The organism is Salinivibrio sp. MA440 (assembly GCF_001996265.1).
Lineage (GTDB): Bacteria > Pseudomonadota > Gammaproteobacteria > Enterobacterales > Vibrionaceae > Salinivibrio > Salinivibrio costicola.
In genome coordinates this window covers 1-25,149 of the sequence record NZ_MUFI01000017.1, presented here as the reverse complement: position 1 = coordinate 25,149, position 25,149 = coordinate 1, and the positions used below count along the sequence as shown (strand labels likewise).

The 25,149-nt window shown below is 48.3% G+C and carries 17 protein-coding genes; 10 read left to right on the top strand and 7 right to left on the bottom strand.

Annotated features, from left to right (window positions below):
* Nucleotides 1-61 precede the first annotated feature (61 nt).
* From BZG80_RS07180 to BZG80_RS07170, 3 genes are all read right to left on the bottom strand, one after another.
* Nucleotides 62-544, bottom strand: a complete 483-nt coding sequence (locus BZG80_RS07180; RefSeq protein ID WP_021023238.1) for a YajQ family cyclic di-GMP-binding protein — start codon at nucleotides 542-544, stop codon at nucleotides 62-64.
* Nucleotides 545-597: 53 nt separating this feature from the next.
* Nucleotides 598-1,653, bottom strand: a complete 1,056-nt coding sequence (locus BZG80_RS07175) for a 3-deoxy-7-phosphoheptulonate synthase (protein WP_021023237.1) — start codon at nucleotides 1,651-1,653, stop codon at nucleotides 598-600.
* A 229-nt stretch (nucleotides 1,654-1,882) separates the two neighbouring features.
* A complete protein-coding gene (locus BZG80_RS07170; RefSeq protein ID WP_077460568.1) occupies nucleotides 1,883-3,352 on the bottom strand; it encodes a protein adenylyltransferase SelO in 1,470 nt (489 codons plus the stop codon).
* A gap of 158 nt (nucleotides 3,353-3,510) precedes the next feature.
* On the opposite strand from BZG80_RS07170, the gene BZG80_RS07165 reads away from it, so the two are divergent.
* Nucleotides 3,511-4,350, top strand: a complete 840-nt coding sequence (locus BZG80_RS07165) for a CvfB family protein (RefSeq protein WP_077669076.1) — start codon at nucleotides 3,511-3,513, stop codon at nucleotides 4,348-4,350.
* Between the two features lie 191 nt (nucleotides 4,351-4,541).
* Here BZG80_RS07165 and BZG80_RS07160 read toward each other — a convergent pair whose 3' ends face one another.
* Genes BZG80_RS07160 through BZG80_RS07150 form a run of 3 tightly spaced genes read right to left on the bottom strand, consistent with a single transcriptional unit; the run spans nucleotide 4,542 to nucleotide 10,202 of the window.
* Nucleotides 4,542-7,178: a PqiB family protein gene (locus BZG80_RS07160; RefSeq protein ID WP_077679047.1), complete on the bottom strand. Its 2,637-nt coding sequence runs from the start codon at nucleotides 7,176-7,178 to the stop codon at nucleotides 4,542-4,544.
* Complete coding sequence (locus tag BZG80_RS07155) at nucleotides 7,141-8,400, bottom strand: paraquat-inducible protein A (protein ID WP_158011533.1); 1,260 nt, start codon at nucleotides 8,398-8,400, stop codon at nucleotides 7,141-7,143. The genes BZG80_RS07160 and BZG80_RS07155 overlap by 38 nt, the downstream gene beginning before the upstream one ends.
* A 2-nt stretch (nucleotides 8,401-8,402) precedes the next feature.
* A complete protein-coding gene (locus BZG80_RS07150; protein ID WP_077679046.1) occupies nucleotides 8,403-10,202 on the bottom strand; it encodes an ABC transporter ATP-binding protein in 1,800 nt (599 codons plus the stop codon).
* A 76-nt stretch (nucleotides 10,203-10,278) separates the two neighbouring features.
* Here BZG80_RS07150 and BZG80_RS07145 point away from each other — a divergent pair, with 76 nt between their 5' ends.
* The 4 genes from BZG80_RS07145 to BZG80_RS07130 all read left to right on the top strand — a co-directional run bounded on the left by BZG80_RS07145 (nucleotide 10,279) and on the right by BZG80_RS07130 (nucleotide 14,352).
* The gene (locus BZG80_RS07145) at nucleotides 10,279-10,737 is read left to right on the top strand and encodes a GAF domain-containing protein (protein WP_077575989.1); all 459 of its coding nucleotides are present in this window, start codon (nucleotides 10,279-10,281) and stop codon (nucleotides 10,735-10,737) included.
* A 114-nt stretch (nucleotides 10,738-10,851) separates the two neighbouring features.
* Nucleotides 10,852-11,508: an RNA chaperone ProQ gene (gene proQ, locus BZG80_RS07140; RefSeq protein ID WP_021023230.1), complete on the top strand. Its 657-nt coding sequence runs from the start codon at nucleotides 10,852-10,854 to the stop codon at nucleotides 11,506-11,508.
* Nucleotides 11,509-11,525: 17 nt separating this feature from the next.
* Nucleotides 11,526-13,568, top strand: a complete 2,043-nt coding sequence (prc, locus tag BZG80_RS07135; RefSeq protein WP_077679045.1) for a carboxy terminal-processing peptidase — start codon at nucleotides 11,526-11,528, stop codon at nucleotides 13,566-13,568.
* Between the two features lie 127 nt (nucleotides 13,569-13,695).
* The gene (locus tag BZG80_RS07130; RefSeq protein ID WP_077575991.1) at nucleotides 13,696-14,352 is read left to right on the top strand and encodes a hypothetical protein; all 657 of its coding nucleotides are present in this window, start codon (nucleotides 13,696-13,698) and stop codon (nucleotides 14,350-14,352) included.
* 70 nt (nucleotides 14,353-14,422) lie between these two features.
* On the opposite strand, the gene pncB is transcribed toward BZG80_RS07130, so the two are convergent.
* Complete coding sequence (gene pncB, locus BZG80_RS07125; RefSeq protein ID WP_077575992.1) at nucleotides 14,423-15,595, bottom strand: nicotinate phosphoribosyltransferase; 1,173 nt, start codon at nucleotides 15,593-15,595, stop codon at nucleotides 14,423-14,425.
* Between the two features lie 363 nt (nucleotides 15,596-15,958).
* Here pncB and pepN point away from each other — a divergent pair, with 363 nt between their 5' ends.
* From pepN to BZG80_RS15745, 5 genes are all read left to right on the top strand, one after another.
* Nucleotides 15,959-18,568: an aminopeptidase N gene (gene pepN / locus BZG80_RS07120; protein WP_077679044.1), complete on the top strand. Its 2,610-nt coding sequence runs from the start codon at nucleotides 15,959-15,961 to the stop codon at nucleotides 18,566-18,568.
* 107 nt (nucleotides 18,569-18,675) lie between these two features.
* Nucleotides 18,676-18,894 carry a DUF2835 domain-containing protein gene (locus tag BZG80_RS07115; RefSeq protein ID WP_021023225.1) on the top strand — a complete coding sequence of 73 codons (219 nt, stop codon included), beginning with the start codon at nucleotides 18,676-18,678 and terminating at the stop codon, nucleotides 18,892-18,894.
* A 205-nt stretch (nucleotides 18,895-19,099) separates the two neighbouring features.
* A complete protein-coding gene (locus tag BZG80_RS07110; RefSeq protein ID WP_077679043.1) occupies nucleotides 19,100-23,920 on the top strand; it encodes an NAD-glutamate dehydrogenase in 4,821 nt (1,606 codons plus the stop codon).
* Nucleotides 23,921-23,986: 66 nt separating this feature from the next.
* Nucleotides 23,987-25,000, top strand: coding sequence for a quinone-dependent dihydroorotate dehydrogenase (gene pyrD, locus BZG80_RS07105; protein WP_077460557.1), 1,014 nt, complete (start codon nucleotides 23,987-23,989; stop codon nucleotides 24,998-25,000).
* Nucleotides 25,001-25,010: 10 nt separating this feature from the next.
* The gene (locus tag BZG80_RS15745; protein WP_445177061.1) at nucleotides 25,011-25,121 is read left to right on the top strand and encodes a hypothetical protein; all 111 of its coding nucleotides are present in this window, start codon (nucleotides 25,011-25,013) and stop codon (nucleotides 25,119-25,121) included.
* The last annotated feature ends 28 nt before the right edge of the window (nucleotides 25,122-25,149 follow it).

The window sequence follows — 25,149 nt, the reverse complement described above, 5'->3', positions numbered from 1 at the left end:
CACAAAGAATAAAAACGGGCGCTTCAGGCGCCCGCTTTTAGATAGTTCGAGGCTTAAACCGTTAGTCGCGGAAGTTCTCAAACTGAAAAGGTTGCTCAAAATCACTGTCTTTGATCAATTGAATTACAGCCTGTAAATCGTCGCGTTTCTTACCGGTAACACGGACTTGCTCACCTTGAATTTGCGTCTGGACCTTCATCTTGGCATCTTTGATCGCTTTGGTGATCTTTTTCGCCACTGGCGTCTCAATGCCATTTTTGAACTTCACCTGCTGTGAAAAGCTCTTACCGGAATGGACCATTTCCTGAATATCCATCGCGCGGGCATCAACACCACGCTTGGCCAAATTGCTGCGAAGCATATCCATCATTTGATTCACTTGAAAGTCAGCCTCAGCAATCACTTTTACCGCTTCTTTATCCAAGTCAAAATTGGCTTCCACACCACGAAAATCAAACCGTGTTGCCAGTTCACGATTGGCATTATCAACGGCATTTTTGAGTTCCACTTTGTCAATTTCAGACACAATATCAAATGAAGGCATAGTCTCATCCTAGTTAGGGGCATGCTCTGGACATGCCCATGTTCAATCAATGGTTATGTATTTTTTCGCGCCATGACAGCGTTGGCAAGTTGAGCCAAAACCTTTTCGGTATCTTCCCAGCCGAGACAAGGATCGGTAATCGACTGACCATAGGTGCGTGAATCGGCACTCCCCATTGCTTGATTACCTTCTTGTAAAAAACTCTCAGCCATAATGCCAGCGATCGCTTGCTCGCCACCATGGATTTGCGCGGCAATGTCTGCACACACCTCTAATTGACGACGGTGCTGCTTTTGGCAATTACCATGGCTAAAATCAACCACAAGCTTGGTAGGTAAGCCAAAACCTGCCAGCGTGTTCGCGGCTGCCTGTACATCATGCGCGTGATAATTCGGCTGGTGTCCGCCGCGCAAAATAACATGGCCGTCAGGGTTGCCGGCAGTGCGATAGATTGTCATGGCGCCATGTTTGTCCGGCGAGCAGAACAAATGCGATTCACGGCTCGCACGAATCGCGTCGACGGCAATAGTAATATTACCGTCGGTGCCATTTTTAAACCCAACAGGGCTTGAGAGCGCTGACGCCATCTCGCGATGAATTTGGGATTCGGTCGTTCGAGCGCCGATCGCGCCCCAGCTAATTAGGTCAGCAATATACTGACCGGTAATCATATCGAGAAACTCGGTCGCCGTCGGTAAACCCATTTTATTGATATCGAGCAGTAACTCACGCGCGGTGAATAGCCCCGCACGAATGTCGCCGCTACCGTCGAGGTGGGGATCGTTGATCAAGCCTTTCCAACCGACAACGGTGCGCGGCTTTTCAAAATAGGTGCGCATCACCACCAATAATTGATCTGTGTATTGATCGGCTAGGGTTTTGAGCTTTGCTGCGTAATCACGGGCCGCGGCTGGATCGTGAATCGAGCAAGGGCCGACGATCACGAGTAGTCTAGGGTCTCGGCCATTGAGAATATCGCTAATCGCACGTCGTGCGGTGGTTATGTGGTGAGCAACACTGTCAGTAACGGGGTGGGCAGCTTCCACCTCTGCAGGCGTAGGCATGGTATCGACCACACGGGTTCGAAGCTCGTCGGTTTTCAGTGGCATAGAGGACAGCCTTCCTCACATTTTTATCTGTTGCGAAGCCAGTAAGATAGCAAAAAAAGCGGCCTGTGAAAGCATCAATGTGATATCTGTTGGATTTTTTCTTCCAGAGCGGCAAGGTGTCACGCCTACCAACAGGTTACGCGTGACGATGATTGACGGATTGAATGAAGGTTATTATGTTACCCTGTCACTCAATCCCTTGATCAATCTGTGTGTTTAATACTCAGCACTAGGATGAACAACTCAAGGTGAGATCTTTGTCTTCTTCCGCGGGCCGTTGTGCGAGATGGGCCAATGCCGGATGTGCATCAAAGGGAGCGGCTAATACAGTGATAAGATCGTGCGTAGGTTGCATGTTACCTTGTTCTGCGGCATCAATGGCTTGCTGAGCCAGAGAGTTACGCAAAATAAATCCAGGGTTTGTTGCTCGCATACGGTTTAGTCGTTCAAGCGAATCAAGATGATGGATACGTTGATGGTAATCGCTTAGCCATTCACTCAAGCTGTCGGTATCGGCAATCATGTCTGAAAACTGACTGAGGCTTGGTGCGGTGAGTAGGGCGTCGTTTTCAATCTCGCTGAGCCGGCGAAAGAAAAGGGTATAATCGACCCCTTCGCTCTCAAGCAATGAAAAGAGCGCATTAAATAAATGGCTATCACCCTGCTGTGCGTCCGATAAGCCCAATTTATCACGCATTGCTTTGCTGTATGCCACTTGCAAATGATGTTCATAGCCGCCAAGAATGTCGTTGATCACCGCGCTGTCGAGAAGTGGCGTGAATGCGTAACCCAATGCGGAGAGGTTCCAAAGTCCAATGGCGGGTTGTTGGTTGAAGGCGTAGCGTCCGGTGTGATCCGTATGATTGCAAATATTGCTGGGATTGAAATCATCTAAAAATGCGTAGGGGCCATAGTCAAAGGTTTGGCCCAGGATCGACATATTGTCGGTATTCATCACGCCATGGTTAAAACCAACGGCTTGCCATTGAGCGATCATTCCAGCGGTGCGCTCGACAATTTCTTGCAGCAATGCCGCATACGGTTGCTCGGCTTTGGCAAGTTCAGGGAAATGACGCGCAATTACATAGTCGGCCAGTGTACGCAGCGCGTCATGTTGTTGGCTAAAAAATAAATACTCAAAATGACCAAAACGGACATGGCTTTCTGTCACCCGCAATAACGTTGCTGCGGTTTCCATTCGCTCACGCATGACGGGCGTGTCGCTCGTGGCCATGGCGAGGGCGTGCGTGGTTGGGATGCCAAGTCCGCGCATTGCTGCACTGGCTAAGTATTCACGGAGCGTTGATCGTAACACGGCCCGACCATCACCATGGCGACTATAAGGTGTTTTACCGGCCCCTTTTAGATGCCAATCCCACAGTGTGCCGCTGTTATCACGCCACTCGCCCAGTAATACGCCACGCCCATCACCGAGCGCTGGATTGTATTGACCAAACTGGTGCCCCGTGTATTTCATGGCAAAAGGCGTGCGGCCGGCCAAGGGTTGCTCTGCCGATAATAACGCGCGAAAGGTATCGCTTTTGATGTCTGCATCGGTTAAGCCGAGTTTTTCCGCCAAGGTGGCGTCATAGGTTAAAATTCGCCCGTTATCTAGCGGCGTTGGTGTAACGGACTTACCGAATGCGCTGCCCAACTGGCTAAAACTAAACCGAATGTGTTCGCCATTAAATACTGCCATGTTTCCCCCTTATTTGCTTTAGCCAGCCTAACAGGGTTACGACGACTAACAAGAGACAGAAAGTAAGGGTATTTTTTCTGCGACGCGTCGGATCAACAACGCATCTTACGTGCAAATTGCGTATACTTGGGGGCATTATTTTTTATCGTGTTGAGACAATGATTAAACTAGGCCAATTTAATACGCTTACTGTGGTCAAACAGGTAGACTTTGGGGTGTTTCTGGATGGAGATGACTACGGCAATATTCTCCTCCCCAAGCGTTATGTACCGCAGAATACTCAGCTTGGCGACGACCTTGATGTGTTTATTTATTTCGATTCTGAAGATGACATCATAGCGACCACCGAAACGCCTTATGTGCAAGTGGGTGAGTTTGCATCCTTGCGTTGTGTTGGGGTGAACTCAGTGGGCGCGTTTGTTGACTGGGGGTTGAGTAAAGACTTGCTGGTGCCATTTAGTGAGCAACGCACGCGTATGGAAGAGGGCAAACCGTATGTTGTGCGCGTTTATACCGACAATGCATCAGGGCGCATTGTGGCGAGTCGTAAATTTAATAAGTTTATTAGCGACGCACAGCCCAAAATGCAACAGGGAGATAAAGTCACGGTACTGATCACGGATAACACCGATCTGGGCTATAAGTGTGTGGTCGACAATCAACACTGGGGACTGATTTATCGCGCTGAAGCGTTTGGTAAGTTGTTTATTGGCAAAAAACTCAGCGCCTACGTCAAACATGTACGCGACGATGGCAAAATGGATTTATCGCTACAAAAACCAGGTAAAGCCCGGGTCGATGAGTTAGGCGATAAAATCTTACGTACGCTGGAAAACAAAGACGGCTTCTTACCGCTGAATGATAAAAGTTCGCCTGATGCTATTTTTGCTTTGTTTCGTACGAGCAAGGCAACCTTTAAAAAGACACTGGGTGGCTTGTATAAGCAGCGACAAATCCGGATCGAACACGATGGCATTTACTTAACTAAGTTCGATTAACATGACAAAAAAATGCCCGGTACGTCCTGTTCCGGGCTTAGGGAAAAGGCTCATTGGAGCCCGATGCCAATTTAACTTTGTTTCTTATAGTGTAGTTTGTCATTAGTGATTTTCCAGCGCATGAAGAAAATAATGCGGGCGTGGAAATGAAGATAAAAGGGTATCGCGACAGACGCGCGATACCCTGGGGATCATGGCTTGGGAATCGTTGTCCGCCACGCTTTCCATGCGGTTTTTCCTTCATCATGGAGTAAAAAATGCTGTTGATCCTGAGCGATAGGCTGAAGCGGCTTTTCCTCAGGGGTTGAGAAAGCAATCCCGCCTTTTAGCAAACTATCAATGGTTCCGCTTTTTAAATCGGCACCGGTTAATCCTATCGAGACATCCACGCCTGATTGATTCCAAAATACAGAGTTCTCGCGTACTAAATAGGCATAGTCGGGAGCAATGTGTAACTCGAATAAAACGCGATCAGCGAGTTCACCCAGTGTTATTTTAGCGACAGTGCCTACTTCTATTTCTCGATACAACACAGGCGTACCTCGGGTCACTGAATGGCGCGCATCGCTTTCTAATATCAAAGTGAGTCCTTGCGGATACTTTGGCGTCTCATGCAGGACAAACTGCTGGGAAAACTCACCTTGGCCGGGCTCGACGGAGATATAAGTTCCAAATAAAGAGTCTAAGTTTTCGGTCTTGGTCAGACTTAGTACAGGTTGCGTCAACCAAAAGTAACTCCCTTGACGCGCCAATGCGCGTTTATATTTCGGGTAGACCCTTGCCTGTATACGCACCTTCTCCTGGCTGAAATCTGGCGACATGTCGATCACTTCACCCACATCGACGCCTTGATAGCGAATCGCACTGCCTACTTTTACCCCATTGGCTTGGTCGACTGTCAGCATAATATCAACACCATATTGGGCTGCGTCTTGTTTGGAAGGGTAGAGCTTCCACTCTCCGTTGCGTTGATTACTGATCCCCGGCATGTCGCCAAACGCGATGCCACCATTGAGTAGCGAACGGACCGAGCCTGTATTAATTTCAACGCCACGTAAATTGGCTTTGATATCCAGTCCGGATTGGTTCCAAAACACTGTATTGCGATGAATTAAGTGCTTGTAGCGGTTATTGACAGCGATGGCGATGGTGACGCTCTGACCGTTTAATTGGTAACCCTCCACTTGACCGACAATAAAGTTACGATACATCACGGGGCTACCTTCACTGATACTGGGTAAGCGGTCAGCGACAAGCGTAAAGCGCGTTTGGCCTTGTGCGCTTTGGTTGGCATGTTTTGCTTGAATGGATGACGTGTAAAGCGGATAGGTATCGTTGGCGCCTTTCGCCCCCTCGCTGGTGAAGCTAAGCGCCGGATCGGCAATTTGTTCCATTGCAGGCACAACCACGTCGAGCCCTTTACCCGTTAGCTCACCAGTAATGCCGCCAAGGATGAAAAATTGCGATGCTTGTTTGACGAGGTGACGATATTGCGGGTCGATCACCACATCTATCGTGACATTGTCACTTGCATTGAAGCCGATATGGTCAATAAAGCCGACCTCTATGCCGCGGTGTAACACTTTTGTATGTTGAGAGAGACCATAGGCATCGTCTGCGGTCAGGGTGACGGTTAAGGCATTGTCTTGTTGTTTACGTTGTTGATGGCGGTTGGCAGCGGTGAATAGATGGTCCGATGTAACGGAATCTGCGTCCGCAGAACCTGGCTCAATCGATAAATAATTGCCAAGTACGAGGTTACCGATGTTTTTCAAGCCATCAAAGCCAATTTGTGGTTGCTCGATTTTTATACGCGTGTCTTTGTTCAGTAGCCAGGTCATACTGGGATCGAGTTTGGCGGTGGCGATAGGACCAGGATAATTGTCTGTGATCTCAATACGCGTAATTTCACCCACTTCTAATCCTTGGTAGGTGATCCGTGTGCCTCGGCCCGGCAGACCGTGATCAGCGGGTAAAGAGATGTTTAATGTTTGCCCCCGCGCGGCATGCGCGAGACTCGAATACAATTGAAATGGCTGATTCGCATCCGAACGAGGGCTGTTATCGGGAGAGTCGAACGCAATGCCTCCCGCAATTAAACTTGCCACGCTATCTAATTCGAGTTCAACGCCAGAAGCATCGATTCGTGTTTTAAGCCCACTGACCGACCAGAAACGTGTCTGCTCTTTTAGTAAGTGTGCGAATTGGGGTTCAATCAACGCCGAGAGCGTCACGCCTTGCGCGTCACTGTCGAGCCGATAGCTATAAACCTCGCCGACTTGAATTTTACGGTAATAAAGGGGAGAGCCGACATTAAGAGAACCCAGGGTCGGTGCTCGCAGTTTCACCGTCGTCCCCGCCTTTTCGGCCATATCTGTCGGTGGCTCGTCGCGTGCGGTAAATGTCAGGCGAGGCTCACCTTTTCCTGGCTGCAAAGCAATGTAGTTACCGGATACTAAGGTTTCTAAGCCACTGATCCCAGTGATGGAGGCGCGAGGCTTGACCAGCCAAAATTCGGTCCCGGAAGTTAAAAGCTGTGTGGCTTCTGGATAGATATTGGCATCGACATAAATACCATCAAGATCGTCAGCCAAGGTAATATTGCGCACCTTGCCGACCTCCAGCCCTTGATAGCGTATAATGGTCCGCCCAGCTTCTAATCCTTGTGCATCACTAAAAAGGATCTGGATCCGTTGCCCGGCTTCATTGATTGACTGAAACACCAACCATGCGGCTAAACCTAGCGCCAGTATAGGGAGTATCCATAGTGGAGACAGGCCATAGGTGGTTTTAATTATCGGTGAGGGTAGGTCTTGTTTGTCGCTCATGATGATCCCATATCAAACGCGTATCAAGAAATTCGGTGGCGAGCATGGTTAATACCACGACAATGCCAAACGCGATGGCGCCCGGCCCGGGGGTAAAGTCCATAATGCGACCACGATCAATTAATGCCACCATAAATGCAATGACGAATAAGTCCATCATTGACCATTTTCCGATCCACTTAACCCCACGATATAGCCACATATGCTGACGAGGTGTAATGGCAGTGCGGCGCCGAAAACTGATTAGTATTAATCCTAGCCCCAAGATCTTGGCCACTGGAACGATGATGCTGGCGGTGAAAATGATCACGGCAATACCAGGCATGCCATTATTGATTAAGCTCGCCACCCCAGAGAAGATGGTGTCTTCAAGCCGAATACCGTTAGAAAATAAAATTGAGATCGGATACACGTTGGCTGGAAACAAAAAAATACTGGCTGTGATCAAACATGCCCATGTCTTTTGCTCACTGCGAATGACACGCCGATAAAGAGGCTGGTGGCAGCGCTGGCACGCGCCTTGGTCTGCGGTCTGTGTTAAGCCACAGTGACCACAACGAATGAGTGTGGACGTGTTATCCGATGGTGTCGCAGCTAAAGAAAATGTATCCCAGTATCTTTGTGTATTCACTCTGACCAGCAGCACAGAGAGCAAGATCTGGATAACCGCGTAACAGGCGAGGCCGATGGAGAAATGCAGGGAGGCATAGTCTTGAATTTTAAAACAAGCGATGGCCAAACTGACCATCAAAACATCCGCCATGACCCAATGACGACTATGGTCAACTACCTTGACCGCAAGACGAAAGCACCGAATCGCTTGACGTCGTCGTGCAAGGTGTAAAGTGAGTAAAGCGCTGGTAAAGATAAGTGGCCCTAGAGAGGCACAAATCACCACGAGCGCAGCCACAAAAGGAAAGTCGGACCAAAGGCGCGCAGCACCAGTCAATACGGAGGCGTTGATCGTTGAGCCTAATAAATCTATCGATAGCAAAGGTTGGAGATGGGCTGGCAAGAAAAGGATAAGTATCGTCAAGGTTAACGCGATTTCACTATTAAATGATAAGCGTCGACCCTGTGCGAGTTTGGTCGCGCAGCGTGGGCAAATGGCAAGATGGTCATAACCCGTTTGACAGCCTTGTAGCACCCGGTCACAACCCGGGCACCTTATCTGACTTGGATAAGATACCGATAGGGTGTTGTCTGGTGGTTGCCTTCTCACGATTATTTCCCTGCTACCTGTTGGAGTTGTCCATATAAGGTTTGATAAACACCGGGTGCATTCACCAGTTCGGTGTGTGTCCCTTGTTGACTGACCTGACCTTCATCGAGCACATAAATCAGATCGGCTTCTTTAACCGCTGACAGCCGATGCGCAACAATCAGTGTCGTACGACCGGCTAAAAAGGTTTGCATTGCTTGATGCAGTGCGCGTTCAGTGGCGGTATCGAGTGCCGACGTGGCTTCATCTAAAATCACCAGTTTAGGGTCGCCGAGCAGCATACGCGCAATTGCAACACGCTGGCGCTGACCGCCTGATAAGCGCACCCCTTGGCGTCCCAGTGGGGTCTCTAAGCCTTGAGTCAGCTGATTCACGACGTCGCCCAGCTGTGCGCGCTCCAACGCTTGCCAGAGCGTCGCATCATCAAACTCACGCCCCAGACTTAAATTATTTCTTAAGGTATCATTAAACAGTATGGGCTGTTGCAATACCACGGCAATTTGATGACGAAGCGCATCCATATTGATGGCATGAATGGAATGGCCATTAAAGCGAATATCACCCTGTTCTACAGGGTAGAGCCCTAACAACAGCTGAATGAGGGTTGATTTGCCGCCCCCACTTGCGCCGACGAGGGCCACGCGTTGTCCGGCCGGGATTTGCATGGTGAGACCATCGAGAATCGCTTTGTCATCATACGCAAAGTGAAGATTATCTATCTCAACATCGATTGCTTGCGGGTTACCCCTCCCTGACATGAGCTCGCCTGGATCGATCCCTTCTGGACGCCGAGTTTCTTCGGGTAATTGCAAGACCTCGTTAATCCGAGTTATCGCTGCTTTGGCGCTATACCACGCAAACTGTATCCCGAGTAGCTCTTGAACTGGCCCGAGCATAAACCATAGATAGCCAAACACGGCAAACATCAAGCCGATAGAAAGATCACTAAAAAAGACCATGCCCATCGCGACTGCGCGAAAGAGTTCAAAGCCGACTAAAAACATTAAGAACGAAAGACGACCCGCCGCCTCAGATTGCCACGCGTATTTATCGGCGCTCACTTTAATATCATTGGCACTGTCATCAAGTTGCTTTAAATAGGTCCTCTCTCGGTTAGCGGCGCGAAGTTGATATAATCCGTCTAGAGTATCGACCAGTCGCTGTTGGAACTGTTCAAAGGCTCGGTTTTCGCGCGTTTTAAGGTGTTTTACGCGTTGGCCGAGGGCACGACTCAGCGCCACCACAATGGGATTAATCAATAAGATAAACAAGCCTAATCGCCAGTCAATCCAAAGCAAAACCACCGCTGTCCCGGTGACAGTGAGGATCCCGATAATAAATTTACTCAGCGTGGTCCCGATAAACTTATCGATGGTTTCCACATCGGTGACAAGGTGAGAAGTCAGCCCGCCACTGCCACGAAGTTCGTACTCTCGCATGCTGATACGGCCGAGTTTTGCAATCAGGTGCTGACGGATTTTATAGGTGATGGCTTTACCCACCAGCGTAAATTGGCGACCTTGTAAGATGTTCAACCCTTGGCTGATAGTGCGCATCAATACCACGATCACTAAGACGGCAGCGATATAGTACGCAGCCTGTTGCCAGCTTTGTGGCAGTATTGTGTTAAGTACCGACAGCCCCCAATCGGGTTTGTCGAGTAGCACCTCGTCGACCAATAATGGCATCAATAGCGGAATCGGCACACTGATGAGCGTGGCAGCAATGGCGACCACGTTTGCCCAGATTAGCCGCGTTCGATGAGGTCGTGCTTGGTCAAGAAGCCAGCGCCAAGTGATCATAAATCAAGATACTCAATTGAAATGTCTTTAGATTCTTTCTATTGTAATGGTCTTGTTGATTGAGATGCAGTGATTTATGGAAAACAAAGCGGATTTTTATCGTTTGTTAACGCAACAAGCGGTGGCTTTATGTGAAGGTGAGCCTAACCTTATCGCTAAGCTTGCTAATGTGAGCGCCTTGCTAAATAGCCAACTTGACGATATCAACTGGGTGGGATTTTATCTTGATGACGGTGACGAGTTAGTGCTTGGACCATTTCAAGGCCAACCCGCGTGTGTTCGTATTCCTTTTGATAAAGGTGTATGCGGTGCGGCTTATCGACAAGATATTGTCATGCGAGTTGAAGATGTCCATGCTTTTGAAGGACATATCGCCTGTGATGCCGCCAGTAACGCTGAAATTGTTCTGCCAGTGCACGTCAACGGACAACGGCATGCGGTACTCGATATTGATAGTCCAAGTATCGGTCGATTTGACCAAGAAGATGAGCATGGACTGGCTACCTTGGTCAAAGAAATGCAAAAACACTTATGATTTCGCCAATCTTGGTAGTTTTTTAATATCAGGTATCTATAATACGCACCACTTTCATACTTAAATACACGTAGATACGCTGCTGCAGTTTGCTGCAGCAGGCCAGGAAAAAACATGGAAAATACTGAAAAGCTCGCGAACAGCAAAGAAGTCATTGCCTATATTGCTGAACGTTTCCCTAAATGTTTTACTGTTGAAGGCGAAGCCAAGCCATTAAAAATTGGTATTTTTCAAGATCTTGCGACTCGTCTAGACGGCGACCCCAAGGTAAGCAAAACCCAATTGCGCGCCGCGCTTCGTCAGTACACGTCTTCCTGGCGTTATCTGCACAGCGTGAAACCCGGTGCGTCACGCGTCGATTTAGATGGCAATGCGTGCGGCGAGTTAGAGCAAGAGCATATTGATCATGCGGCTCAGGCTCTAGCAGAAAGCAAAGCACGGGCCGCTGAGCGTCGTAAGCAACAACAGGCGAAAAAAGCGGAGTCTCAGGCGAAAAACGGTGAAAAAGCGCCAGCCAAAGGCAAAAAAGCGGCAGCGCAATCGGCAAAAGGCCGTACAAGTAAACCAAAGCCCGCTAAAATGACTAAGAAAGAGAGTGAGCCACGTCGCGAACTCAGCGCCAACGACGTTGTCGTAGGCAAAGACGTAAATGTGAACATGGGCAATGGTAATTTACCTGCGACCATTGTTGAAATTAATAAGGATGAGGTGCGGGTTCGCCTAACTAACGGATTAACCATGTTAGTAAAAGCGGAGCACCTCAGCGCCTAAAGGAGACTCCTCGACGCATGTTTTGTCGACGCCGCGTTTCGGCGATTGCTGCCAGCCTCATGCTGGCAGCATCTGCCCAGGCCGTAGAGGCCGATTTTCAACTCAGTGAGTTACCTTCACTCTCTGCAGAACCTCAACACGAAACCGCTTCTAAGCGGGTAACCTCTCGTTTTACCCGATCGCACTACAAGCAGTTTACGCTCGATGACGCGTTCTCAGCGGCTATTTTTAAACGCTACCTTGAAACGCTCGACTACAACCGTGTCTTTTTGACTCAGGATGATGTCGACACGCTATCGCGTTGGGAAGATCGTTTAGATGACCAATTAAAGGCGGGTGAAACAGAAGCCGCGTATGCGATTTATAACCGGGTTCTCAAAAAGCGCTTTGAACGCTATCAGTACGCTTTAAAAGTACTCGATAAACCGTTTGATTTTTCCGCAGATGAGAGCATGGTACTGGATCGTACTGAGCGACCATGGGCGGCAAATCAAGCGGAGCTTGATGCGATTTGGGACAAGCGAGTCAAAAATGACGCATTGAACTTACGCCTCACGGGGAAAGAGGATGATGCGATCCGCGACACCCTAGGGAAACGGTATAACAGTGCGTTAAAACGCCTCACACAAAGCCATAGTGAAGATGTGTTTCAAGTCTACATGAACGCCTTCGCCCGTGAGGTTGATCCGCATACGAGCTACTTATCTCCCCGTAATGCCGAACAATTTCAATCGGAAATGAACCTGTCTCTTGAAGGAATTGGTGCCGTTTTACAGGTCAAAAACGAATATACCGTCATTCGTTCTCTGGTTGCTGGTGGCCCTGCGTCCAAGTCAAAACAGTTGTCACCAGGTGACCGCATTATTGGTGTTGGCCAGGAAGACGAATCGGTTGTCGACGTTATTGGCTGGCGTCTGGATGACGTGGTGGAACTGATCAAAGGCCCGAAAGGGAGCGAGGTTCAACTCAAAATTCTTCCTGAAGGCGCTAATGCTAAAAGTTACAACGTTACGTTAACCCGCGATAAAATTCGTCTTGAAGATCGTGCGGTGAAGTCGGAAGTGATCGCGCGCGGCGAAGATAAAATTGGTGTACTCACGGTACCGGGGTTTTATGTCGGCTTAGCCGATGATACCAAAAAAGAATTGGCAAACTTACAAGAGAAAGATGTCAGTGGCATCGTTGTCGATTTACGTAATAACGGTGGCGGGGCGCTGAGTGAAGCAACGGCGCTCAGTGGTTTGTTCATCGACAAAGGCCCGATTGTGCAAGTAAGAGACAGCTACGGTCGAGTGAAAGTCAACGCCGACAGTGATGGCAAAAGCTATTACGATGGCCCAATGACCGTGCTGATAAATCGCTATAGTGCCTCTGCGTCGGAAATTTTTGCCGCTGCCATGCAGGATTATGATCGAGCGGTAGTGATTGGCGAACAATCGTTTGGTAAAGGAACAGTGCAACAGCATCGTTCGCTCAACCATATTTACGATTTGTTCGATAACCCACTGGGTTACGTGCAATATACAATCCAAAAGTTTTATCGCATCAGTGGCGGCAGTACCCAAAATAAAGGTGTCGTACCTGACATTGCGTTTCCATCGCCTGTATCGCCTGATGAAACCGGTGAAAGTATGGAAGACAATGCATTGCCTTGGGATCGTATTGAAAAAGCGGATTATCAGGCACAGTCTTTGCCTGAATCAGTGATTGATACCCTCGCGCAACGTCATCAAGCAAGGATTGCTGACGATCGAGAGTTCGGTTTTATTCGTCAAGATATCGCGCGCTATCAAAAAGAAAAGGACGACAATACCTTGTCTTTAAATGAGAAAGTACGACGTCAAGAGATGGATGACGAAGATGCAGACCGCTTAGCGCGTTTAAATGCACGTCAAGAAGCCATGGGTGAGCCTCGCTTCAAGTCACTCGATGATGTACCTAAAGAGTATGAAGAGCCCGATGCCTACCTAGACGAAGCCGCCAGTATTACGCGAGATCTGGTTAATCTCACGACATCGCTTAACAAGTCATCTCTTAACGAGTCATCTCTTAACGAGTAGTGAGCCCGAAAAAGACACGACTGTGATCACGATAAGCCTGGGTCATCCGACCTGGGCTTTTTTTCACTCAAAATGAGAACTAGGTCTAATCTTAGTAATAAGGCATCACCATCAGTAGGGGGAAGGTATGCGTTATTTCTACGGGATCACACTTGCCATGTTTATGGCATGGCCAGTGCATAGCGAGGATTTAGGGCGCTTTGACGTGCCTTTGCTGCTGGGGCAATGGTACTGGTTTAGTGAAGCAAGCGAAACATCAACCCTCCATCCTTATAAAGCAATTAATATCTCCTTTAACTCCCACTATGAATTTCGTATCGATATGTTACGTCGTAACGGAAAGCTGGAAACAGCGGCCGGCCAATATAGCGTTACTCAGCAAACACTGAGGCTTTATGATGAGAATGGCACGGATCAGGTACATGCTTATCAATTGAATCATCACCAGTTGCAATTACAGGGGGCTATCTTTACGAAGTTGCTTCCAGACAACCTGAGTGGTTTGTGGCGTTCAAACAGTATTGAAGGTGATGATGTTAGCGAAGACGTAGACGGTGTGTCGCTAAAGTTGCGCCCAGACTTTTTGTTTGCGATGCAAGTAAGAGGCGATAGTGGCCGTTCAGTGACCCATCGAGGCGTCTATTTGGTCGAGGGGGATCACTTAATGTTGATTTACAAAGAAGGGCGTCACTCGTCGCAATACCAACTGGCCGCTGATACTTTGCGATTAACCAATGATGTATTTGGTATGGAAGCGGTATTACAACGGCAACGCCAAGAATAGCAGCGCCAAGAATCGTTTAGCCCGTAAAAGTTGGTTATCGTCATGGCATTTTACGGGCCCAATCCGTGATTCACGGCGACAAATTAAATGCGGCCTTTAGCGCCGATAAATGCGCCTCGTCCTTACAAATCGCCTTGTTCGGTTCATCCGATATTTTGGCTACGGGTTTGCCTTGGCAGCTGGTCAGCTTGATCACCACATTTAGTGTTTTCACATTGGGTAGATCACAAGTCAGTTGTGTGCCAATCCCAAACGACGTACTCGCCTTACCCGCAAAGTGTTGATAAATATGAATGGCTTTAGCCAGTGTCAAGCTATCTGAAAAAACGAGTGTTTTATCTTTAGGATCGATATGGTGGTGGCGATAGTGCGCAATGGCTTTTTCGCCCCAGATGATGGGATCGCCGCTGTCGTGACGTAAGCCACTGAATGCCTGAGATAGAGACGCATCAAGATCGCGCAAAAAGGCATCCATATTGATACAGTCGGTAAGGGCGACCCCAAGACTATTCGGATACTCGCGTAGCCATACATTAAGCGCGAGCTGTTGAGAATCTGCTAGATCGCCCGCCAGTTGTTGGTGGGCTTGAAACCACTCATGCGCTTGTGTGCCAACCGGAGGAAGCCCTAGCTGCTTTGCTAACCAGCAATTCGAGGTCCCCTTTAGCGGTGGATAAACGGCGTGTAAACGCGTGACGATAGCCTGATGGACATCGCGCGAAAAACGACGGCGTGTACCAAAATCAACCAGATGAAAGTCATCCGAGTAGCCATCGGCCGGTAAGTGTGCCAGTTTGTCGTCAAGGCGTGCTAAGGCATCCGCGACTCCCAATTCTGGATAGCAAGCGCGATTGCGTAGCTCACAGATAATCGCAAGCAGTGGCACTTCCCACAGAATAACGTCACACCATGGCCCATTGATATGCACAGCAAGTTGTCCCTCTTCAATGGACACCGTCACCTGTTGAGGGTTGAGCTGGAAGTGCGAAAGGTAGACGAGAAAATCGGCCTGATACAAATCTAACGAGGCGAGATAATCAATCTCGTCCGCTTGGAAACGGAGTGTCCCCATGTGGTGAATATGGTCGATAAGCTGTTCGCGCAGATAGGCAAGGTTTTCATCACTGCGGCAATAAAAGTCCGCACTGACATGAACGTCAGGGTAATGATGAAAGACAGCCTGCTGCATATTTAGTTTATAAGCATCAGTATCCAAAAGCGATGTGATGATCGGATTGTGCATGCGTGAGGAACGCCTTACGGGTTGCAAAACGAAATTGGCTTCATAGTACCGTAATTTTCAAAAAATTTAACCGTCGTCACATTATATTTCCGCATGGATTGGCAGGCTTCGTTGACATTTTGTTGCGCTTTTAACCACTACCGTTTGTTTTTAGTACAGCGACGTGTCTTTGTCTGTCTCCCATTGAGCGGGCGTTAATCCTTTGTCGCCACCGCGTTAAATGTAAACGCAAACATTTGATAACAAACTGTTAAACCTATAGTCATCTTTGCTCAGCCGCGGTATGGTATGGCATGCACATCGTCCTAAAGGCGAATGAATACAATTCGTTGGCTGAGGTACACCCGATAAAAAGGAAATAACATGTCTCAACAACCTACCGCCAAATACCGTGATGACTACCGCGCACCGGACTTTACTATCACGGATATCAATCTTGAGTTCGATCTTGATCCGAATAAGACCCTGGTGACAGCAGTCAGTCAGGTAAAACGTCTTAATGAACGCGCGACGGATCTCGTACTCGATGGTGATGATCTGACTCTGGTGCGCCTGGATATTAATGGTGACACCTGGACGGCATACAGCGAAGAAGCGGGTAAATTGATTATTCGCGATGTCCCCGCCGCCTTTACTTTGACCATTCAAACCCAGCTAGATCCGGAGAATAACTCTGCGTTAGAAGGGTTATACATTTCTGGCGGTGCGTACTGTACCCAGTGTGAAGCAGAAGGCTTCCGTCGTATCACCTACTACTTAGACCGTCCTGATGTACTGGCGCGATTTACCACCAAAGTGATTGCGGATAAAGCGACGTACCCTTATTTGCTTAGTAACGGTAATAAAATGGCGGCGGGTGATCTTGATGACGGCCGTCACTGGGTTGAATGGCACGATCCCCATGCTAAACCAAGCTATCTATTCGCCTTGGTGGGCGGTGATTTTGATGTCTTGCGAGACACGTTTGAAACGCGCTCGGGGCGCAATGTCGCGTTAGAAATATTCGTCGATAAAGGCAATTTAGATCGTGCCGACCACGCCATGGTGTCACTGAAAAACGCCATGAAGTGGGACGAAGAGCGATTTGACTTAGAATACGATCTCGATATCTACATGATTGTTGCCGTCGACTTTTTCAATATGGGCGCGATGGAGAACAAAGGCCTAAATATCTTTAACTCCAAGTATGTGCTTGCCAATGCAGAGACGGCAACCGATACCGATTATCTGGGTATTGAAGCGGTGATTGGCCACGAATACTTCCACAATTGGACAGGCAACCGTGTTACCTGTCGGGATTGGTTTCAACTTAGCCTCAAAGAAGGGTTAACGGTTTTCCGTGATCAAGAGTTCTCTTCTGACTTGGGGTCGCGCTCCGTCAACCGCATCAGCAATGCACGCATCGTGCGTGGCCCGCAATTTGCTGAAGATACAAGCCCCATGTCTCATCCAATCCGCCCTGAAAAGGTGATTGAGATGAATAACTTCTACACCCTAACTGTGTACGAAAAGGGTAGTGAAGTCATTCGTATGATGCACACCATTCTCGGTGAATCTGCTTTCCAAAAAGGGATGAAGCTGTATTTTGAACGCCATGATGGTACCGCATCGACCTGTGATGATTTCGTCCAAGCGATGGAAGAGGCATCAGGCATTGATCTTACCCAGTTCCGTCTGTGGTATAGCCAGTCAGGTACACCGGTGCTGACCGTTTCATCCACCTATGATGCGGCTACCAAGCAACTGGCGCTGCATGTGGCACAGCACACGCCGGCGACGGCTGATCAGCAAGAAAAGCAGCCGCTGTATATTCCGCTCGATATCGAAATGTACCGTCAAGATGGCAGTGTGATTGAGTTACAGCGTCACGGAGAGTCGGTTTCTAACGTATTGGCGGTCACACAAGCAGAGCAAACCTATCTGTTTGATCATGTCGATGAGCAACCGGTCCTATCGCTACTACGCGAATTCTCAGCACCGGTTAAACTCGAATATGATTATCAGGACGATGAGTTGGCGTTCTTATTGCAGCACGCTCGGAATGACTTTGCGCGCTGGGATGCGGGCCAAAGCTTACTGGCTAAGCATATCAAAGCGAATGTAGCGCGTGTGCAAGATGACCAAGCGATCGATGTGCCCTTATCCGTGGTTGATGCCTTCCGTGGTGTGTTGCTGAGTGACAATACCGATCCTGCCTTGATTGCTGAAGTGCTCAATTTACCTTCAGAGACAGAGGTAGCAGGTTGGTTTGAAACGGTCGACGTGGATGCTATTCACCAAGTGATGGCAGCGTTTAAACAGCAGTTTGCTGATCATATGGTGGATGAGCTTGCCGCTGTGTATCGTCAGTATGCACAAACGGATTATCAAATCACACACAAAGCGATGGGTGAGCGTGCCTTGCGTAATGCCTGTTTGAGTTACTTGGCCCATACAGAAAATGGCAATGGCTATGTTGAGCAGCATTATCAAGAAGCGCACAATATGACAGATACCATGGCAGCCCTGAGCGCAGCAAACAGTGCACAATTGCCTTGCCGAGAGCCGCTGATGAAAGGCTTCAGTGATCAGTGGCAGCATGATGGGTTGGTGATGGATAAATGGTTTATGCTGCAAGGCGCCAATCCAGCCGACAATGCGTTAGAGCAAGTAAAAGCGCAAATGTCGCACCCAGCATTTACGTTGAAAAACCCTAACCGTATACGGAGTTTAATTGGCGCATTTTGTAATCGTAACCCGGCACGTTTTCATGCTAAAGATGGTGCAGGGTATCGATTCTTAAAAGAGATCTTGGTGACGTTAAACCAGTCTAACCCGCAAGTGGCGTCGCGCTTGATTGATCCGCTATTGAAACTGGCGTACTACGACTCAGCGCGTCAACAGCAAATGCGTAATGTACTGCAAGAGCTCGCCGATATGGATAACTTGGCGAACGATTTGTATGAAAAAGTGGAAAAAACACTTGAGCAGTAACCAATAAGTTGGGATAAAATCAAGACGGACGACAAGTGAACCTCAAAAGCCGCCTGGTTGGGCGGCTTTTTAACGAATAAACTTATGAGCGGATTAAAAAGTGAAACATGGAGTACTTTTTTAGCGTCTATATTGCCTATTCTGAGTATCAGCATTACTACAGTGGTGCAGCTGCGAATGTGGTTGTGACCACGGACCAAGGGCTGCGCTTACAAATCCCGGCGTCTCGCTTTCGACCTTTTCTTTCACAGCTTGGCATTAGGGGGCGTTTTAAACTGACGACGGACGCGCACCACCGCTTTCAATCGTTAATGCGCGTTGCTTAATAGGCGTTGGTTAAAGCCTCATCCAATCTCTAATTAAATAGCCACACCAGTCACATTCTCGCGAAAATCGCGTAAATCCAGCCGTTTATCTATAACGTTTTTGCTATCCAAGCCTTACACTAGACAGTGCGTTTGTTAACGCAATGTTTACCTCTGATGACGACTCACAATGATAATGTTCTAAAAAGGACAACGGAGTGCCAGAATGACCTCGCGTGACCCTATAGTACCAGTGTTACTTGAGAAGGTTTATCAACTCATCGCTGATAAACTCGATGATCCTCAACAACCACTTGTCGATGCGTTAGCCAAAAGGATATTGGGTCAAGTATCTGATGACGATTTGCAGGAACGCAATGAGTCAGATCTTTATGGTGCAGTAATGAGCTTATGGCACCATCTCAACACGTTTGAACAAGATAAAGTCTTTGTTAAAGTTTTTAACCCAAGCCTGAGCGGAAATGGATGGCAATCAACCCATACGATTGTTGAAATCCTCGCTCCAGATGCCCCCTTCCTTGTCGATTCTGTGCGTATGGCCCTTAATCGCTTAGGTATCACAACGCACTTGATGCTGAATAGCCCGATCAAAGCGCGCAAGAATGAGCAGGGAGATGTGGTCGGCATTGGCAGTGAGGACGGCCAATTCCAAAGCACGTTCCATATTGAAATCGACAAGATGTCAGATGACTCAGAGATGGCAGCACTTGAATCTGAGCTCTCTGAAACCTTGACCGATGTCGTAATGGTGGTGAACGACTGGAAGCCAATGCGCGCGCAAATGCTTGAGCTATTAGCATCATTAAAAGAGACTCAATTACCGATTAATGATGAGCGCCGCCAAGAAGCCGTCGAGTTCCTAAGTTGGATCACGGACAATAACTTTACCTTTATGGGCTACAAGTGCTTTGATCTGGTTCCGGTTGAAGGCGATTACGAGCTTCGCGCAAGCAGTGACTGTGACGCACTAGGTTTAGCTAAAAAGCACAAATCCCCCCAGGCTCTGCGTTTATCCGAAATGCCTGAGTCAGCCCGAGCAGAAGCGCTGAAAAAAGAGCTGTTAGTGCTTACCAAAAGTAATGCGAAATCTCGGGTTCACCGTCCGGCTTATGTCGATTATATCGGGATCAAAAAGTTTGATAGCAACGGTAATGTGATCGGCGAGCACCGGTTTACTGGGCTCTATGCATCGTCTGCTTATAACCAGTCGACCGCTAGCATTCCGGTGCTGCGTAATAAAGTACGCCGTATCCTTGATAACAGCGGTTTTTATCGCGAATCACACGCGTGGAAAGCGCTGGCTAATATCCTAGAAAACTACCCGCGTGATGAACTGTTCCAAGCGACAGAAGACGAAATGCGCAATGTGGGAATGGGCGTGGTACAAATGCAAGACCGCGACATGCTCCGTGTATTTGTGCGTCGTGATCCGTTTGGTCGTTTTTTCTCGTGCATGGTGTATATCACCCGAGAGCGCTATAACACCGAGTTCCGTCGTCAAACCCAGCGTATTTTTCAGCAATACTTTGGATCAGATCAGACGGTTGAATTTACCACTTTTTTCTCGGAAAGCCCGCTGGCGCGGACGCATTATATTGTCCGAGTGGAAAATAATAACTTCGATATTGATGTGAAAAAAATCGAACAAAACCTCACAGAGGCAGCGTCATCGTGGGATGATCGTTTACAAGAAGCCGTGATTGCTAATTTTGGTGAAAATCGTGGTACACCGATCGCGAAACGGTATTTGCGTGCGTTTCCGCGTTCTTACAAAGAAGCGATGTTACCAGGATCAGCAGTGGCGGATATTGAGCGCCTAGAAGGGCTCAGTGATGACAATAAACTCGATATGTTGCTCTACAGGCCGCAAGAAGTTAGCCATCAATCTAATGCCATTAGCCTAAAGCTTTTCCAAAAGGGGGAGCCGATCCATTTATCGGATGTGATGCCGATGCTAGAAAATCTAGGGCTGCGTGTGATCGGCGAATCGCCTTATGAGGTTGAAACCAGCCAGGGGGATGTGTATTGGATTCTCGACTTCTCTATGTTGCACAGTGCGGGAGCAGCGTTTGATCTTGGTAATGCGCGCGATCGCTTCCAACATGCATTTGCCGACATTTGGCATGGCCGCTTGGATAATGACGGTTTTAACCGCTTGGTATTAAACGCGGGGTTATCCGGACGAGAAGTCACGATTCTACGCGCCTATGCTCGGTATATGCGCCAGATTGGCTTTCCTTTCAGTCAGGCGTATATCGAGGATACATTAGCTTCGCACCCGCATCTTGCTGGGTTCTTGGTCAGGTTGTTTAATCGACGTTTTGACCCTGCGGGTAAGCCAAACAAGCGAGAACGAGATGCGATTATTCACGAGATTGAAGAGGCACTCGACAATGTTGAAAGTTTGGATGATGACCGTATTATTCGTCGATACATGGAAATCATGCTCGCGACCATGCGCACAAACTTTTTCCAGAAAGATCCGGACAATGGCCAAGACAAACCCTATCTATCGCTAAAACTGCAAGCATCGGATATTCCGGATATGCCTAAGCCGGTTCCCGCGTTTGAGATCTTTGTTTACTCCCCCGATGTAGAAGGGGTGCACTTACGCGGTGGTAAAGTCGCGCGTGGTGGACTTCGTTGGTCCGATCGCCAAGAAGACTTCCGTACCGAAGTCTTAGGCTTGGTGAAAGCGCAGCAGGTCAAAAACACCGTGATTGTGCCAGTCGGGGCGAAAGGGGGCTTTGTCTGCAAGCGTCAACATCAGTTAACTGAGCGGGATGCGATCATTGCTGAGGGTAAGCGATGCTATCGAATCTTTATCCAAGGGTTACTTGATATTACCGATAACATTGTCGAAGGCACCTTGACGCCGCCTGACCATGTGATCCGTCATGACGACGATGACGCCTATTTAGTCGTCGCGGCAGATAAGGGAACGGCAACTTTCTCTGATTTAGCGAACAGTGTCTCAGCGCAATATAACTTTTGGCTGGGAGATGCTTTTGCGTCCGGTGGCTCGAATGGGTATGACCACAAAAAAATGGGGATTACGGCCGCAGGTGCTTGGGAATCGGTAAAACGCCACTTCCGTGAAATTGATATTAACTGTCAAACCACGGACTTTACCTGTGTCGGCATTGGCGATATGGGCGGCGATGTGTTTGGTAATGGCATGCTGCTTTCCAAGCATATTCGCTTAGTCGCAGCGTTTAACCACATGCATATCTTTATTGATCCCGATCCAGATGCCGCAAAAAGCTGGGAAGAGCGCCAACGTCTCTTCAATTTGCCGCGGTCAACTTGGGAAGACTACAATACTCAGTTGATAGCCAAAGGTGGGGGGGTGTTTTCTCGCCGTGCGAAATCAATCACCTTAACGCCGGAGATACAAAAGCTGCTCGGCACCCGTAAGCAGACGATGGCGCCTAACGAGCTGATTAAACAGATCGTAAAAGCCAAGGTTGATCTGCTTTGGAATGGTGGTATCGGCACCTATGTTAAGTCATCGAGCGAAACCCATACCTCGGTAGGTGACCGTGCTAATGATGGTTTGCGTGTCAACGGCAATGAAGTGGGTGCTCGTATCATTGGTGAGGGCGGTAACCTTGGCATGACCCAATTAGGGCGAATTGAGTATGCGCTTAACGGCGGTCGAGTGAATACCGACTTTATTGATAATGTCGGTGGTGTCGATTGCTCGGATAACGAGGTCAACATCAAGATCCTGCTTAATGGGCTGGTGGCGGCCGGTGATCTGACCATGAAAAAGCGCAATGAGTTGCTGGAGCGAATGGAAGACGAAGTGTCTGACATCGTGCTCGAGGATGCTTATAGTCAAAGTGAGTCGATCTCTGTCACCCATAACCAGCAGGCCGCTCTGTTAAAAGAGCAGATCCGGTTTATTCACTATTTAGAGAAAGAGGGTAAGCTCGATCGGGCGCTTGAATATCTGCCAGACGATGAAACCTTGTCTGAACGTAACTTGCGTGGCACCGGTTTAACGCGCCCAGAAATTGCTGTTTTGGTTGCCTACGGCAAAATGGTTCTCAAAGAGCAGCTGGTTGTTGATGATGTCACGCAAGATGCTCACTTCGGACAGCTACTCCCTAGTTACTTCCCTAAAGAGTTACAACGTCACTACCGAGGCGAGATGGAATCTCATCCACTGCGTGGTGAGATCATTGCCACCGCACTGGCGAATCAAATGTCGAATGACATGGGTTTTAACTTTGTGACCCGCATGCAAGATGAGACCGGCGCCAGTGTGAGTGATATTGCTAAGTCTTATGCCATTGCCAGAGAGGTGTTTGGTTTTGAGCAGCTATTTGATGATGTGCGCGAGCTCGATAATCATGTGAGTGCCAAAGTGCAGTATGACATCATATTCCGCTGTCGCCGAATGTTACGCCGTGCAACCCGTTGGATGTTACGTAACAAACGCAAAGGAGAGAGTATTGAGGCCCAAGTTGGCTTTTATCGTCCTGCATTGCAAAACTTGGTGGATCACCTCGAACAGTATTTGGTTGAGGGTGAGATCACCGAGCACGATCAACAAGCGGAAGCATTGATAAAAGCGGGCGTACCTGATGCGCTTGCGAACAAGGTTTGTCGCCTGACGAGCGTGTTCTCGGGATTAGATCTTGCCCAAGTGTCAGAACAACTCGACAAGCCATTCGAGCTAGTGGCGCGCTTGTACTATGTACTGGGTGATCGTTTATCACTGCACTGGTTCTTGAAGCAAATCAATAACCAGCCGGTTGATAACCACTGGCAAGCGCTTGCCCGCGCCTCGTTCCGTGAAGATCTTGACTGGCAACAGCGCTTATTGACCGCTCGCATCGTTTCAGAGATGGATTCACAACACGATGCCGAGACAGGGTTAACGCAGTGGATGGATGATCATGCTGTAATCCTGAGCCGTTGGCAAAGCATTGTCGATGAGTTCAAAGTCGGTTCTATGCATGAGTTTGCCAAGTTCTCTGTCGCGCTGCGTGAATTGTCGTTACTAAATTTAAATTGAATTAGTGCGCCAATAACGCAATAATCTAGCCCCGTTTATAACGGGGCTTTTTTATTAGGAGGGATAATGCTATACCGCCTCGCCAGACCGGCTATCTTTCAGTTAGATCCAGAAAAAGCACACGACTTAACCATCAAAACGCTTTCCCGTTTCCATCACACACCGCTTCGCTTTTTATACTCTCAGCATCTTCCTCCTCGCCCAGTGACTGTCATGGGACTGCATTTTACCAATCCAGTGGGCTTAGCCGCAGGGTTAGATAAAAATGGTGAGTGTATAGAAGCGTTTGGCGCCATGGGGTTTGGCTTTGTAGAAGTGGGGACGGTTACCCCACGCGCCCAACCAGGTAATGATAAACCGCGTCTCTTTCGCCTTAAAGCGGCGGAAGGAATTATTAACCGAATGGGGTTTAACAATCATGGTGTTGAGGCCCTGATTGAAAACGTGAAACAGGCGAAAAATTTTACGGGTGTGCTCGGTATTAATATCGGTAAAAATAAAGATACACCCATTGAGCAGGGCACCGATGACTACATTGCCTGCATGCAAAAAGTATATCCGTATGCTGATTATATTGCGGTTAACATTTCCTCACCGAACACTCCCGGGTTACGAAGTTTGCAATATGGCAACATATTTGACGAGTTGCTCAGTGCGTTAAAAAAGGAACAAGGTCAATTAGCCGAAACACACGGCAAATATGTCCCCCTTGCAGTGAAGATTGCACCTGATTTAAGTTGTGATGAGATCCAACACGTCGCTGATAGTTTGGTTCGCCATAACATTGATGGCGTGATTGCGACCAATACGACGTTAGAGCGTTCGCTGGTGGATGGGATGCCGCACTACCGTGAAGCTGGTGGATTAAGTGGCCGGCCGGTACAGTTGAAAAGTACGGAAGTGATTCGTCAACTTCATCGCGCACTCAATGGAGCAATGCCGATCATTGGCGTTGGCGGTATTGACTCAGTGACAGCGGCACGTGAAAAGTTGGAGGCTGGAGCTGATTTAGTGCAACTCTATTCAGGACTTATTTATCAAGGTCCAGGCTTAGTGAAGCAAATCGTTCGTCATATTTAATATTGACTCAGTGACAGCGGCACGTGAAAAGTTGGAGGCTGGAGCTGATTTAGTGCAACTCTATTCAGGACTTATTTATCAAGGTCCAGGCTTAGTGAAGCAAATCGTTCGTCATATTTAATTTAAAAAATACAGTCTTAAGGCGAAAA